This is a genomic window from Methanohalophilus mahii DSM 5219, assembly GCF_000025865.1.
Lineage (GTDB): Archaea > Halobacteriota > Methanosarcinia > Methanosarcinales > Methanosarcinaceae > Methanohalophilus > Methanohalophilus mahii.
In genome coordinates, this window is record NC_014002.1 from 446,652 (window position 1) to 461,296 (window position 14,645).

Here is a 14,645-nt window from a genome sequence, read left to right on the forward strand (position 1 = left end):
ATGGGGATTGGCATATGGATAAATGCACAACGTAAGGAAAAGTTAGTTCTTCATCCTCTGCGGGATCGTGTATTCAGAAAAGAACCAAGCCCCGGTGTGTGGCCGTCAACAAGTTTCCCTTGCCTCTCTTCATGCTATAGTATTATTTTAAGGATGATTAAGTTTCCTTTTGATCCTTGTTTTTAAGTAACATTTGAATGAACATTGGTTCAGAGTAATTCAACATTGCCAGTCCATGCCTGGATACATAAATCTACAGATGTCACTGTGATATTTATTGTTTAGAGTAGGAACTCTGTGAAGTATACTCTTGATTAACAATTGTAAACGTAAAAGTACTTCCTTTGTAGACTTCACTCTCCACACAGAATTTTCCATCATGCATTTGAACAAATTTTTTTGCCAGAGAAAGCCCCACTCCAGTCCCTCCATAGTTCCGGGATGTGGACGCATCAACCTGTATGAATGGATCAAATACATCTTCTAACTTGGCTTCAGGGATTCCAATTCCAGTGTCAGAAACAGACACCTCTATTATATTGTCATCATTTTCTTTTGCAATCACTGAAATTGCACCATTTTTTGGAGTGAATTTTATAGCGTTGGTCAGTAGATTGAATATAACCTGTTTGATTTTGATTTTATCACCCTTGATCCTTGGGATTTTTTCAGATAATACAAATTGTAGATTTATATCTTTTTTAGCTGCTTGAGGTGAAAATATAGATTCTACTTCACTTAAAATAGAATTAAGATCGAAATCTTCACACTGAAGCTCCATTTTGCCTTCTTCTATTTTTGAAAGATCCAGGATATCATTTATAAGTTCAAGCAGGTGTCTGCCACTTTTGGAAATATTGGAAATATATTTTTTCTGTGAATCATTGAGTTCTCCCTTTATTTCTTTCAATAGTACATCGGAAAAACCAATTACTGAATTTAAAGGTGTACGCAGCTCATGGCTCATATTTGTAATGAACTCTGATTTCATACGGTCATTTTCTTCTGCTATTAATTTACCTTTGAGTAAAGCTTGTTCTGCACGGTTGCGCTCGGTGATATCACGACCAATTCCGAGAATACCAATTAATAAGCCATCTGGTCCTCTGTATGGTGTTTTCAGCATGTCGAGCAATATTTTTCTTCCATCAGGATATGTAATCCATTCCTCGTTGTGCCGGGGTTGCAGCAACTCCAGTGTCCTTTCGTCATGTTTTCTGAAAAAATCTGCGAAAGCCTTGTCGAAGAGGTCGTAATCGGTTTTACCGATGATTTCTTCTCTTGGCCTACCTACGAACTCGGTAAATGCGGGATTGCATCCCATATAAACTCCCTTCACATCTTTGAAGAAAATAATATCGGGAATGGAATCTAGTAGGGATGTAATCATACCAGCATAGTGATTGATATCTTCTTCGGCTTTCTTGCGTGCGATAATTCCTGACAGGGCGTTTGCCGAGCTGACGAGAAACTGTTCCAGTTTGGCAGAGTAGGTATGACCTTCTTGCACGTAAAGATTCAAGACACCGATAGTTTGGTTTTTGAATCGCAATGGGGTGCAATAGTGTCCGTGAGGTTTCATACCTTCATAATGGATATCATGGCATTCATCAACTCTGTCGGCAAATATCATTTTTTCGGTGGATGCGGCACGTCCACATAGGCATTTTCCAAAAGGCACGCGTGCACATTTACGTAAAAGTGGGTCAGCTAGTCCATGTGAAGCCTTAAGTACCAGGCAGTCTGCATCATCTTCCACTAGGAAAACAGCCCCAGCATTTTCAAGTTCGAAATCAGGTATGTCAAGAATTAAATTCAAAGCCTTCTCAAGCAGACGTTCGATCGGTAAATCTTTAAAGGACAGGCGAAGGATTTCATTGATGGCGGATTCACGCACGTATCCATTATATATATTATCTTCTGCCTGCTTGCGTTCGGTAATGTCCCGCCCAATACCTTCCAATGCGATCAGGTTTCCGTTCGTATCATAAGTTGGCAGATTTCGTTGTTCGATCCATACTGTCTGACCGTTTTTGTGAATGTAACGCAACACAATAGGTTTATGTAGGGGAATTTTTCCTTGAACACAATCTCCAAGCAATTTCCTATCATCCGGATGGATGATTTTTAAACACATATCGGGATCATCATAATACTCCTCAGGAGTATAACCAATTATTGAGGCTGCAGCGTTGTTTACATACGTAAATCCACGTACGGGACTTAATTCATAACGAAATATAATGTCCTGTGAATTATCGTTCAAGCGGTGGAATATTTCCTCATCTTTTGATAGATCGGTATAAAGTGTAACAAAAAGATATTTTTCAGGCGAGTATACGTGCACCTTATACCATCTACTAAGAGGGTGAAAAATTGTTTTATTTTTTTCATCCCGTCCATTTAAGGCAATATCACCACAAAATTTAATCCAGTCAAAAGAGTAATCCTGAATCCAAGGAAGTACTTCGGTTGCTTTTTTTCCAATAATGTCTGAACATTTAAGCCCAGTCTGTTTCTCAAAAGCAGCATTTACTTCAAGAAATTCATAATCACAAGGAACTCCGTTTTCATCTAAAATAATTCGATTATATGCATATCCCTCGGAAATTTTATCCAGAAATGATTTTTGAAAATAACCTCTCATTACCATCATAAATTCCTCAATAAATATACATGCAGTCTAAAGCATAAATACCAATAGGATAAAATTTGGCGTTAATTTCAGTGTTTTTGGTTTCAATCCTTGTTTTAGTGGATATTGAATTTTGACCAGCAGTTTTACCATCGTTGGAATCCTGCCTTTCAGGCAGTTGAATCGGTTGACCTTGGCAAGACATTGTACCAGATGCTTGTACGGGAAGGTTTGCCTGTCAGGGAACTCAAAGCCGATAGGGATAAGGTTACCCGGGCTTTGCCTGCAGCTGCAAGAATGGAAGCAGGTGCAGTTTATTTCATGCACGGACCGTGGCTGGCAGATTTTGAGGATGAATTGTTATCCTTTCCGACCGGGTCCCATGATGACGATCAGGTGGATATGTTGTCCTTTGCGGTGCAGATGACCGTGAAGCAGAGAACAGACAAACTCGAGCTATCGGCATTAATCAAAACCAGGGTGAGGTAAAAAATGAGGCCGGTACTTCATACAACTGTAGGTCAGCGTACGGCATACATTATCCACAGAGTCATGAAAGAAAAGAAATGCAAGAAGAGTGAAGTGCTCGATTATATTGTTGCCGAGTATGAGATACGCAAAGGGGGCCGAGCCTGTAGATGAAGTTGCTGAAAGGGTGATTAAGAGGTTGAAAGGTGGTGCATAAGTGATATTTTCAGGTGAATAGTCAGGACCTATGTGGAACAGGATCAATCGCATGGACGATGTTGCGTGGGAGATATTCTATTCAATCGGTGTATATCTTCAGAATTTGGAATATAAGATATGAAATAATCGTACAAAATCGATCGAAGTTCTGGAATATTAATATTAATCGAAAAACTCTATATTGTACCAAAAAAATAATCAGAAACGGTAAATCAGGAGTGAACATACTCCTATAAATTACACATTTCTGATTTATATATTGTTTATTGTAGTTTTAAAACTCTTCTTCTGGCATTTCAGGTACGCCTTCTTCAGGCATCTCTTCTGCACCAATATTACTGGCATCATCCGCTTTTTCAATGGACTCTACTGTAAATTCAAAGACAATGGTTTCTCCGGCAAGTGGAGGGTTGGCATCTAATTCGATATGAGTATCATTGATATCGCTAACCGTAACCGTCCCCATCTGAGTAATCATCTGTTGCCCCACCTCAGGAGTCTCATTTGTGCCTGTAGCATTTTGATATTCCTCAATCGGCATTGATTCTACAAGTTCATCCTGATAAGGACCAAATGCCTCTTCCGGAGATAATGTCAGAGTATCCTCTTCTCCTTCACTCATACCAATGATGCCCTCATTGATACCGGGAAGCATTTGTTCTGAACCAGCTTTAAATTCAAGTAATTGCGGAGTTGCTTCGATATTATTTTCTGCAGCAACATCTTCACTGGATGTTTCAACAACTGTACCATCCTCCTGCATCAGAGTAAAATCCAGAGCTACTGTGTCCCCTTCTTCAACAACTGTTTCAGATAGAGTATCGTCCACATCAGCACATCCACTGAAAAGTAATATACATCCCAGTAGAATCGTTGTAATCAAGATTTTCGGTCTCATCATTTTCTGCTAAGCAGAACTATTTAATACTTTTTTCGGTATTTACTGAATTAAATTAATTTAAAAATAATAAATTGAATTGTTAGACATGCATTATGAATTAATAAAGTGGTAAAATCATAAATATCTGGAGAAAGAGAATAGAATCGTATTTTAACAGTTTGAAGAAACGTTAATGAAAGTGATGAAACCGACTACTCTATATAATAAGTGAAGATCTTTGCGAGGAACATTGGTCCAACATTAGATTATTATCAAAAAATGTTTTGTCATAAGATATTAAAGGCCAAGTAAGACTCCAATACAGCATTTTTACCACCATACCACAACAATAACTTTTATTTTTACCCGCTCCTTCTACCCCTATCTCGTATCTCCTCATCTACACTCCAACAAATTTAGTATGTTAATACTGGTTTAATGCTACTTTGTACTATTAATCTTAATCAGATCGATCAATATAAGGAATTTCCTCATATTTTGCAGTCTGTAGTTTGCATACAAAATTGCATTTGCATCAAACATACAAAAGCATATAGCAATAAGGTTTTATATATTTTATAGACACATATAAAATGTATCCAATTGTTTGAGGGAATAAAATAACTTTCATGTTATACAAACCATTCCAATCATCCGGTTCCCCCTATTCATATTATTTATAAGATCTGATTGTCATGCCAAATTCAACAGATAATGATTTTGAGAAAGATTCTTTCGCCTACGCACGTCACAAAATCATCCTTGATGAAAACGGCAAACCTGTAAATTACCGGTTTCTGGATGTAAATCCTACATTTGAGGATATGACCGATTTGAAAAAAGAAAATATTCTCAACAAAACAGTTACTGAAGTGCTTCCCGAAATTGTTGAAGATGATTTTGACTGGATTGCACTTTTTGGACATGTGGCATTAACAGGAGAGGATATAAATTTCACTCATTATTCTCTAGCATTGGGACAATGGTACCAGATATATGTTCAATCATCCGAAAAAGGATATTTTGTCACTCTTTTTTCAGTCCTGTCACAAAATGAAGCCAAATTTTACGAGTTTGCAGAACGCTCTTCTGAGCCAATCTATCGTTATGACCTTATTCCCAGGCCCGGTTATACCTATGTAAATAAAGCTACAACTCAAATGGACGGATACACACCCGAAGAACATTATCGGGACCCACAACTGGCTATAAAAATAGTCCACCCCGAAGATAAACAACTGTTTTTGGATTATTTTGAGGGTAAAATTCCGATAGACAAACGCATCCAATTGCGCTGGGTCCATAAAAAGGGACAGACAGTATGGTTTGAATATGTGAATAAACCTGTCTATGACAGCAACGGCAACCTCATTGCAGTGGAAGGGATTGGCAGGGATATAACGGACATGAAAATCGCACAGGAACGTGAACAGCATATCAAAGATGTTCTTCTTTCAATCCGTAATGTCAACAAGATGATTGTAAAAGAACATGATCCGAACCGAGTTATCCAGAAAGCCTGCAATAACCTGACAGAAACACTGGGCTACTACAGTGCCTGGATTGCACTTGTTGATGATGAGAAGAATGTTATATCAGCAGCATCTTCTTTTTCCGATTTTGCCAGTGTTTTTGAACGTCTGAAAGGACAATTAAAAGAAGGCATATTTCCACAATGTATGCAGCAAGTCTTGGAAAAAGACGAAATTTTGATTATGGATAATCCTGCTGAAGAATGTCAGGAGTGTCCTCTTTCCTGTACTTATTCTGACCATGCATCTTTATGTTATCGACTGCAATATAATTCAAAGGTGTGTGGTATATTATCGGTTGCAGTTCCTCGAAAATATGCCGATCTGGATGAAATACATGACCTTTTCAGAGAAGTTTCAGATGATCTGGGTTTTGCTCTCTATAAGATAGAAATGGAAAAAAAAAGAGACCAATATGAAGCCCATATTCGTTTGATGACCCGGAATATGAATGATGTCATAATTGAAGCCGATGTCGAAGGTCGCTATACATACATCTCTCCTTCCCATCAACGAGTTCTTGGCAGGGGTAAAGAATTACTGGGTAAAAACTGTATGAAGGACCTGCATCCTGATGATATTGATTTTGTTGCCAGCATATTTAAAAAAATCGTTGAAACAGGAGAGCAACAGCATGCTGAATACCGGTATCTCCATCCCGATAAAGGATATATCTGGCTGGGATCTGTCGCCACTTCTTATGTTGATGAAAATGGTCAAAAACGGGTACTGATCAACACCCGTGATGTTACTGAACGTAAAGAAAATGAAGAGGAAATAAAAAAACTCACGGAAGAATATCAAACGGTATTCCAGGGTACACAGGATTCAATGTTTTTGATTGAGGTAACCGATGATAATGAATTCCGCTATATGCGTAACAATCGGGCACACCAGGTGTCCACTGGGTTCACTTCAGCTTATTTTAGAGGCAAAACTCCTCAGGAACTTGCAGGAAAGAAAACCGGTGATCAACTTTCTGCCAATTATAAACGATGTATTGATTCAAATGACACTGTTTCATATGAAGAAACACTGGAGTTTCCGGCCGGTACAAGGATGTGGCAGACTGCATTGACACCGATTTTTCAGCATGGTGAGGTCCGCTATATTGTCGGTTCCAGCCAGGACATTACCGGTCGTATAAAGGCTGAGAATGAACTGAGGCAAAGTAAACAAAAGTATCAGAGCCTTGTAGAAAACTTAAATGAAATCGTTTATACTCTTGACCAAAATGCTACGGTAACGTATGTCACTCCAAATATTGAAAACATTAGTGGTTACAAACCTGAAGAAGTAATTGGTAAAAACTTCGTGGAATTTGTACATCCAGATGATATAAGGGGACGAATGGAGCAATTCCGCAAGGTACTTTCAGGAATTGATGAACCTTCTGAATATCGTTTTCTTACCAAAAGCGGAGACACTGTCTGGGTGAGGACCAATGCAAAGCCGATTATAAAAGATGACAAAATTGTGGGTATCCAGGGGTTATTAATGGATATTACAGATGTCAAAAAGGCAGAAAAACAGTTAGAAGATGCTGTTCTAAGAGCCAATGAAATGGCAATTCAGGCTGAATATGCCAATAAAACCAAAAGTCAGTTTCTGGCCAACATGAGTCACGAACTACGCACGCCTTTAAATTCAGTAATCGGATTTTCCGATATCTTGCTGAAAGAAATAAAGGGAGAACTCAATGATTCACAGAAAAAATATATATCCAATATATCCAATGGTGGCAGACACCTGCTTGATCTTATAAATGATATCCTGGATCTTTCGAAGATAGAAGCCGGTAAAATGGAACTTGCTTGTGAAGATTTAAATCTGGATTCTGTGTTTTCTGAGATCGAATCTGTCATTTCACCACAGGCACAGAAAAAATCCATTGATCTTGAAATAAGCAAACCCGCAGATATAGAAATCAATGCCGATAAAAGTAAGATTAAACAGATCATTTTCAATCTATTAAGCAATGCGATCAAATTCACTGATGAAAATGGCAAGGTGTCCATGTCCGCCGGAGAAGTTGATCGAGATCAGGTGGAAATAACGGTTAAGGATACGGGGATCGGTATTCCTGAAGACAAATTAGACAAAATTTTTGATCCTTTCATGCAGGCGGATTCTTCCACATCCCGCAAGTACGGAGGGACCGGGCTGGGACTTCCCCTTGTCAAAGAATATGTTGAGATGCATGGCGGGGAAATATTGGTTGAAAGTGAGGTAGGTAAAGGCAGTGTTTTTACGTTACTGTTCCATTAAAATAACAGAGTATTTCACAATACGAAAAAATGAAGCAGGAAACCACTTGGCTTTTAGCCAAATGGAAGTCCACAGGTTGACCAGGAATCTTGTAATATAAAACCATTCAATAACTTCTAGACTTATGTTCCTGTATAAGTTCTAATTAACCAGTCAGGTTTTGTTATTGAGTAATGTAAGTGACCTGAACTGACATCGAAATCTTAGACTCTCCCGGTTCAATCGGTGTTGGTCCTGATTCTTTCTCTATTTCTTCTGCAACTTCTTCATAAAATATCCTTGGCTGGTTATTGTCGCTTATAGATGATGACTTCACACTTATGATCTCTACACCCAGATTTTCAGCCAGTATTTCAGCTTTTGATGATGCATCGGCCACAGCTTCACTGATCAGGTCTTCACGCAATTCTTTCTGTTTATCATCAGATACAGTAAAGGATATACCTCCTATCTGATTAGCGCCTGCAGATGCTGACCTGTCAATCATCTCTCCCAGACTATCAAGCATTGTAGTAGTTATCTGCACATTATTGGAAGCTGAATACCCTTCAATTGTTCGTGTCCTTTCTTCATAATTGTACACAGGCCGTACAGAAACGCGTGAGGTCTGGATATCTTCTTCCTCTAGACCAATATTTTTAAGTTCCTCAATAACTGCATTCATGATAGCTGCGTTCTCCTGGCTCGCTTCTTCTGCAGTGGGGGCCATGACCTCTGCACCAATATTCAGAGTTGCAGTGTCCGGTACAACCATCATTTCTGAATTGCCGCTCATATGCATAGTATTTTCTGAACTTCTATCTGATGAACCCACCGATCCTGCATATAAAGTTGCAGCCATTAGTATCAGAACAGCGGATAGTGCAATTACGACATAATATAATTTATCTTTACCATTTTCCGGAGACAATTAAACTCCTCCTGTTACTTACTACATTAAACAATATGATTACACAATATTAAAGAATTGTCTAAACTTCAATACAGATCGCAGTTATGCAAAACCATGTGTAAATGTATGGGTCTAAAAGTAGGTATGTTTTACTGAACTCGTCTACGATTTATCCCTTTATATTGTAGAGTTTAGCAATATCCTCGTCATTATTCCAGATTGGCCTTCCGCTTTCCAGGACAGTTCTGTGGCAGAATCAGAGTCTTCCTCTGTGTATAAGGTCACATGGATTCTGGGTCAATGGTAAAGTAGCAATAATCAGAGGCGTAATTACAATTTTTTTCATTAACACATCTTCGCTTATTTAGAACTGTTTATCATTGATTTGTCTTATTTTTCTGTACAGTCTTAATAAATATATCAGGATTATGCTTGATGGCATCCATCAGAATGTCAAACAGCTCATCGTCACTGTCTGTTAGCTGCATCTGCTTCAGTTGGTTCATTGGTGGTGTCACAGTGGGAACATTTTATCGGACCTTTCAATTTCAGCAACTACTCGATACAAGTCAGTAAGTGTCACTTCATCAAAGTCCTTTCCAAACTTGTAGGATAGGATATTCTGTTGAGCCAGATATTTGAATATGCGTGCCCCGACAAAGCTTCCGCATACAACACATTAACAAATTCAAAAATCAGATATTTATTTCTTTGAGAACATTCTTCATTAATAATCCAGAAACCTGTGTGGAAATATTAGGGCTGGTTACTGGTAGTAGGAAGCCCCGGGCGTGATTTGAACACGCGACCTAGTGATTACAAGTCACTCGCTCTGCCAGGCTGAGCCACCGAGGCGCTTTTGGTATGAATGCAACCCATAGATAGCATAATGGCACATAAATTTTATGGCTGGTTGAACTTATATCTAACTCCTATGTGGCAGGAAATGGCAAGAATCGGGAAAAAACTCGTGGATCATGGGCTGGTTGAGTCTCATTTTGGAAATATAAGTGTACGTCAGGGCAACAGTATGGTGATAACCCGCAGTGGATGCCCGCTTGATGAGATATGTGAGGAGAATGTGGTGGAGGTGCCCATCCATAACACCTGCGAATTTGACGGTCTCGCATCGTCGGAAACCCGGGTCCACAGGCGTATCTATCAGGAGACTGATGCCGGATGCATCGTGCACGGCCACTGTCCCTTTGCAGTTGTGATGTCACTGCTGGATGAATCGGGCAGTATCGAACCACTGGATAGTGAAGGTGTGTATTTCCTGGGGCATGTGTCGATTGTGGAAGGCAGTATAGGCAGTGAAGAACTTGCCGCAAACTCCGCTGCGGCGCTAGCAGAAACCAACGGGGTTATCGTCAAAAGCCACGGCACCATCTCCACAGGAAAAACCCTGGACCATGCCTACATCAACACCACCCAGATAGAGCACACCTGCAAAGTGCGCTATTACTACGATCTTGCTAAAAGATCCCTGTGAAAGTAAAAGATTAAATCATGGAAGGACAACTAAGGGATTATACAATGACCCTGGACCGCTTCAGGCCTGTTTTTGCAGGCCCCATATCAAGACTTGCAAAAATATTTGCAGACATGGGCATAACCCCCAACCAGGTAACACTTGCTTCCCTGCTTTTTTCCGCAGCTGCAGGACTGTGCTATGCCTTTGGGGCGACCAACATTTTCCTGATAGGTGCGGCATTCATATTCGTGGTCCTCAACTCCCTGTTTGACGCGCTGGATGGCAGTATGGCCCGTTATCTTCTCATAAACGACAAGGCCGGGGATTTCCTTGATCATGTGGTTGATCGCTATGCAGATGTCTTTATTGTCGGCGGCCTGATCTTCGGGGAATATGCAGGCTGGGGTATTGGCCTGTTCACAATGGTGGGCATTCTGCTGACAAGTTATCTCGGTACTCAGGCCCAGGCATTATCCATCGGTCGTTTCTATGGTGGGATTATGGGCAGGGCGGACCGTCTTGTACTGATCATGGCCGCATCGCTGTTGCACATTATCTATCCACAGGCTATATTTGGCTACACCCTGCTTGGCTGGTCCCTTATCCTTATGGGTATTGCTTCCCATGTAACTGCCCTGCAGCGTATACATTTTATCCGCACACGCCTGGGCTGAAACAGACGCATGATTTAAATTACTCCCTGTAATTGGTTATCCTCATGAAAAAATATGAATACATTGAACATACCGCAGATGCAAGGTTCAAAGCCTTTGGATCCACCGCAGAAGAAGCCTTTGCAAATGCCGCAGAGGCAATGTTTAACGTTATGATCGATACTTCCGGCATTGAGCCACAGATTACCGAATATATTGAATTGCAGGCGCCTGACATGGAAAACCTTCTTGTGGACTGGCTTTCTGAACTTCTTTATCTCTTTGAAGTCAATATGGTTGTGTTCAGTAACTTTGAGGTTTTTGCTATTGAAAAAAAAGGCGATGAATACCTACTTTCAGCAAAAGCAGAGGGTGAACCTTTGGATCTTGAAAAACACGTATTTGACACAGAAGTCAAGGCAGTAACATATAATGACCTTGGTGTACAAATAACATCACAGGGAGTAACGGTACGTATTACAGTGGATACATGAAAAGGGGATTTGATAGGATGGATACAGAAGGACCTGAAATAGAAGGACTTGAACGGATAGACAATGATATATGGCAAGTTCCCATGGGTTACAAATCCGGGATGAGAGTGCCGGGAAGGATATATCTTTCAGATAAATTGTTCGCCAATCTGGAAAAGGAAGCAGTTGACCAGGTAGCCAATGTGGCCACGCTGCCGGGAATACAGAAATTTTCAATGGCAATGCCCGATGCCCATGTAGGATATGGTTTCCCCATCGGAGGAGTTGCAGCTTTTGATGCTGAGGAAGGTGTCATCAGTCCCGGTGGTGTGGGATTTGACATCAATTGCGGTGTACGCCTGATCAGGTCAAATCTGGATAAATCCGATGTGGACGGTAAAGTCAATGACCTGCTGGATTCCCTTTTCAAGGCCGTACCTTCGGGTGTGGGTTCCAAAAGCCGGATACGTGCATCGGAAAGCGAACTTGAAGCAATCTTCACCAATGGTTCCCGTTGGGCTGTGGAGCAGGGCTATGGCGTAGAAGCCGATCTTACCCACTGTGAAGGTGAAGGGTGCATCGAAGGAGGTGACCCTGCACAGGTAAGTGCCAAAGCCCGTAAAAGAGGCAGACCGCAGCTTGGAACCCTGGGAAGCGGCAATCATTTCCTGGAATTGCAGTATGTGGATGAGATATATGATCCGGTAGCAGCTGAAGCCTTTAATCTCAAACAGGGTCAGCTTACTTTCATGGTACATTGCGGATCTAGGGGTGCGGGGCATCAGGTATGCACCGACCACCTGCGCAATCTCACCCGTGCAGTGGAGAAATACAAAATAGACCTGCCTGACAAACAGCTTGCCTGTGCACCTGCACAATCAGAAGAAGCCCAGGCCTATTTCGGTGCAATGGCCTCAGCTGCCAACTATGCCTGGACCAACCGCCAGATCATAATGCACCACTGTCGTGAAGTGTTCGAACAACAAATGAATATGGATGCAGATGAATTGGGTCTGGATTTGGTCTATGACGTGGCTCACAATGTCGCCAAACTGGAAGAACATAATGTAAACGGTGGAAAAAAACAGGTATATGTACACCGTAAGGGTGCCACCCGTGCTTTTCCTGCAGGCCATCACGAGGTCCCGAAGGCTTACAGGGATGTAGGTCAGCCAGTACTTATCCCGGGCAGTATGGGTACTCCTTCCTATGTGCTCTGCGGTAAGCAGTCAGCAATGGATGTATCCTTTGGAAGCGCCTGTCATGGTGCCGGCAGGGTAATGAGTCGCTCCGGTGCGAAACACACTTTCAGAGGAGAACAGATTCAAAAAGATCTCAGTGGCCAGGGCATCTCTGTCAGGGCAGCCCACCCTTCGGTCATTGCCGAAGAAGCACCCGGGGTTTACAAATCCAGCAGTGAGGTGGTGGATGTTGTTGACAGGCTTGGTATTGCAGGTAAGGTAGCAAAACTCATGCCTGTGGGTGTTGTAAAAGGTTAAAATTGAGAGAATATGAGGAAGGGAACACATTGTTTGAGGGGATGAATGGTTTTGCTTGGTTACAGTAATTCTGTATTAAACCATATGACAGGTTCCGCTTCCTCACATTCCAATGGGTGACTATAATATTTAAAATGTTTGATTAATCTCCATGCATTCACCGCTACTCATTTAATGTCCTAATGCTTTTTTATGGCCATGACAAAAGAGGAATCACGTATTAAACAGGTACGTACCATGGCTGATTACCAGTTTGGCAAAGGATGTGGTAACATTCTCTTTTCCGGTGACATCACATTCAAACTATCCCGGACAAAAAGGATCAGGCAGATATTTTCCGAAGAGAAACGTATGGCCACTGTACGTGCCAGGGATGGAATGTTCACTTTAAGTATTGAAGGGGCCTCACGTATCCATTCCCATCTTCCAGCACCAGGCTACCGTGTGATGATGTGTGACGATGCAATTCCCTTTGTCTCAAAAGGGAAAACTGCCTTTGCCAAACATGTGGAAAACATAGACTCCGATCTGAGGGCTGGAGATGAAGTTTTGCTTGTGGATAAACATGACAATCTTATTGCCACAGGGCAGTTATTACTTGCTCCTGAAGAAGTTCTTGCCATGCAGAACGGCCCGGCTGTTGATGTCAGGGTTGGGGTTAATAGCAGCTGATATGGATTGCAATCAAAATCTAAATATATATTCAACAAATAAGCATGTAAGTTATATTGTACTTCCTCAGAAGGTGAAACTATCGAAGAAGACCAGCTCCTGAAAACCTTTGTAATTCCTCCAAATACGAAAATGGAAGAACATAATATTGTTCTGGATGAGGATATTATAGTAGGGAACCATTCCGATATACGCTACGGTATAATTGCTGATTCGGTGATAATCGGAGAAAGGGTGTCGGTATCGGGTGATGTACTTGCCAGGTCTGATATTCGTATAGACATCTGGTCAAAAATCGGTGGCAATGTACGCTGTGGCGAAAATGGTTATATTGGCGAATTTGTGAAAATAGATGGCAAACTTTTCGTCAATGGAGATCTTGATGTTGGTAATGATGTGAAGATCAACAGAGGTTTCGAAGCTCATGGCTGGATAGTTGTTCGTAATCCTGTACCTGTAATCACCTATATTTTCCTCTATATCTCCGAACTTTTACGTATGGGTAAGGGTGAAGAAGTAGAAAGGGCTATGAGTGAATTCTTTGAAGAGGAAGCAAAAGAGATCAGTTATGGTGCTATGGTAGTTCCCAACGGATCCCGCATATCTGCAGACTCTATAAGGGTTCCTGGTACAGCCACCATAGGTAATAACTGCAGGCTAGTAGGTAATATAAGGGCTGAATCTTTGGAAATGGGCGATGCTACTACTTTGTATGGAAGTATCAGGACAGCCAGTGATATTGAGATAGGTGAAAATAACGCCATTCATGGTAACATTGTCTCCCGGGGTAGGGTTATAGTGGGTAAAGGTACCCATATATTGGGAGAGATCAATGCTTACTCTATCAGGATCCACGAGGATTCAAGGGTTGATGGTGTGATGCGTGCCACCGGTGGCACCACATTCATACGTGAGGAAGAAGAGGTCGCCCAAGACAGGGAACTGATAAAACTGGATGTAGCAGACCAACAGCAATAAAA

General features: G+C 41.2%; 13 protein-coding genes and 1 tRNA gene. 9 read left to right on the forward strand and 5 right to left on the reverse strand.

The features are described from left to right. Positions 1 to 274: 274 nt before the first annotated feature. Positions 275 to 2,647, reverse strand: a complete 2,373-nt coding sequence (locus tag MMAH_RS02125) for a PAS domain S-box protein (protein WP_172632568.1) — start codon at positions 2,645 to 2,647, stop codon at positions 275 to 277. Between the two features lie 114 nt (positions 2,648 to 2,761). On the opposite strand from MMAH_RS02125, the gene terL reads away from it, so the two are divergent. Then, a complete protein-coding gene (gene terL / locus MMAH_RS02130) occupies positions 2,762 to 3,124 on the forward strand; it encodes a phage terminase large subunit (protein ID WP_048902082.1) in 363 nt (120 codons plus the stop codon). Between the two features lie 3 nt (positions 3,125 to 3,127). Beyond that, positions 3,128 to 3,277 carry a hypothetical protein gene (locus tag MMAH_RS10430; protein WP_013036903.1) on the forward strand — a complete coding sequence of 50 codons (150 nt, stop codon included), beginning with the start codon at positions 3,128 to 3,130 and terminating at the stop codon, positions 3,275 to 3,277. A gap of 319 nt (positions 3,278 to 3,596) precedes the next feature. Here the strand turns inward: MMAH_RS10430 and MMAH_RS02135 are convergent, their stop codons facing one another. After that, on the reverse strand, positions 3,597 to 4,223 hold the full coding sequence (locus MMAH_RS02135; protein ID WP_245526242.1) for an FKBP-type peptidyl-prolyl cis-trans isomerase: 627 nt from the start codon (positions 4,221 to 4,223) through the stop codon (positions 3,597 to 3,599). A gap of 674 nt (positions 4,224 to 4,897) precedes the next feature. Here MMAH_RS02135 and MMAH_RS02140 point away from each other — a divergent pair. Then, the gene (locus tag MMAH_RS02140) at positions 4,898 to 8,002 is read left to right on the forward strand and encodes a PAS domain S-box protein (protein ID WP_013036905.1); all 3,105 of its coding nucleotides are present in this window, start codon (positions 4,898 to 4,900) and stop codon (positions 8,000 to 8,002) included. A gap of 163 nt (positions 8,003 to 8,165) precedes the next feature. On the opposite strand, the gene MMAH_RS02145 is transcribed toward MMAH_RS02140, so the two are convergent. The 3 genes from MMAH_RS02145 to MMAH_RS02150 form a co-directional block, all read right to left on the reverse strand. Then, a complete protein-coding gene (locus tag MMAH_RS02145) occupies positions 8,166 to 8,912 on the reverse strand; it encodes an SIMPL domain-containing protein (protein ID WP_013036906.1) in 747 nt (248 codons plus the stop codon). A 359-nt stretch (positions 8,913 to 9,271) separates the two neighbouring features. After that, a complete protein-coding gene (locus tag MMAH_RS10725) occupies positions 9,272 to 9,400 on the reverse strand; it encodes a hypothetical protein (protein WP_281033894.1) in 129 nt (42 codons plus the stop codon). A 275-nt stretch (positions 9,401 to 9,675) separates the two neighbouring features. Further along, a tRNA-Thr gene (locus MMAH_RS02150) sits at positions 9,676 to 9,749 on the reverse strand. A gap of 79 nt (positions 9,750 to 9,828) precedes the next feature. Between MMAH_RS02150 and MMAH_RS02155 the strand changes: the two genes are divergently transcribed. The 6 genes from MMAH_RS02155 (at position 9,829) to MMAH_RS02180 (ending at position 14,643) form a co-directional block, all read left to right on the forward strand. Beyond that, the gene (locus MMAH_RS02155) at positions 9,829 to 10,386 is read left to right on the forward strand and encodes an aldolase (RefSeq protein WP_048902083.1); all 558 of its coding nucleotides are present in this window, start codon (positions 9,829 to 9,831) and stop codon (positions 10,384 to 10,386) included. A 17-nt stretch (positions 10,387 to 10,403) separates the two neighbouring features. Then, positions 10,404 to 11,042 carry a CDP-alcohol phosphatidyltransferase family protein gene (locus MMAH_RS02160; RefSeq protein ID WP_245526243.1) on the forward strand — a complete coding sequence of 213 codons (639 nt, stop codon included), beginning with the start codon at positions 10,404 to 10,406 and terminating at the stop codon, positions 11,040 to 11,042. Between the two features lie 44 nt (positions 11,043 to 11,086). Further along, on the forward strand, positions 11,087 to 11,515 hold the full coding sequence (locus MMAH_RS02165) for an archease (RefSeq protein ID WP_013036910.1): 429 nt from the start codon (positions 11,087 to 11,089) through the stop codon (positions 11,513 to 11,515). A gap of 17 nt (positions 11,516 to 11,532) precedes the next feature. After that, on the forward strand, positions 11,533 to 12,993 hold the full coding sequence (locus MMAH_RS02170) for an RtcB family protein (protein WP_157198678.1): 1,461 nt from the start codon (positions 11,533 to 11,535) through the stop codon (positions 12,991 to 12,993). Positions 12,994 to 13,185: 192 nt separating this feature from the next. Beyond that, on the forward strand, positions 13,186 to 13,665 hold the full coding sequence (locus tag MMAH_RS02175) for a PUA domain-containing protein (RefSeq protein ID WP_013036912.1): 480 nt from the start codon (positions 13,186 to 13,188) through the stop codon (positions 13,663 to 13,665). Positions 13,666 to 13,797: 132 nt separating this feature from the next. Beyond that, a complete protein-coding gene (locus MMAH_RS02180) occupies positions 13,798 to 14,643 on the forward strand; it encodes an acyltransferase (protein ID WP_013036913.1) in 846 nt (281 codons plus the stop codon). Positions 14,644 to 14,645: the final 2 nt, after the last annotated feature.

Bases quoted from the DNA above. Each gene is read 5' to 3' on its own strand.
- MMAH_RS02125 (WP_172632568.1), bottom strand. From the start codon at position 2,647: ATGAGAGGTTATTTTCAAAAATCATTTCTGGATAAAATTTCCGAGGGA.
- MMAH_RS10430 (WP_013036903.1), top strand. From the start codon at position 3,128: ATGAGGCCGGTACTTCATACAACTGTAGGTCAGCGTACGGCATACATT.
- MMAH_RS02135 (WP_245526242.1), bottom strand. From the start codon at position 4,223: ATGATGAGACCGAAAATCTTGATTACAACGATTCTACTGGGATGTATA.
- MMAH_RS02140 (WP_013036905.1), top strand. From the start codon at position 4,898: ATGCCAAATTCAACAGATAATGATTTTGAGAAAGATTCTTTCGCCTAC.
- MMAH_RS10725 (WP_281033894.1), bottom strand. From the start codon at position 9,400: ATGAACCAACTGAAGCAGATGCAGCTAACAGACAGTGACGATGAGCTG.
- MMAH_RS02155 (WP_048902083.1), top strand. From the start codon at position 9,829: ATGTGGCAGGAAATGGCAAGAATCGGGAAAAAACTCGTGGATCATGGG.
- MMAH_RS02160 (WP_245526243.1), top strand. From the start codon at position 10,404: ATGGAAGGACAACTAAGGGATTATACAATGACCCTGGACCGCTTCAGG.
- MMAH_RS02165 (WP_013036910.1), top strand. From the start codon at position 11,087: ATGAAAAAATATGAATACATTGAACATACCGCAGATGCAAGGTTCAAA.
- MMAH_RS02170 (WP_157198678.1), top strand. From the start codon at position 11,533: ATGGATACAGAAGGACCTGAAATAGAAGGACTTGAACGGATAGACAAT.
- MMAH_RS02175 (WP_013036912.1), top strand. From the start codon at position 13,186: ATGGCCATGACAAAAGAGGAATCACGTATTAAACAGGTACGTACCATG.
- MMAH_RS02180 (WP_013036913.1), top strand. From the start codon at position 13,798: ATGGAAGAACATAATATTGTTCTGGATGAGGATATTATAGTAGGGAAC.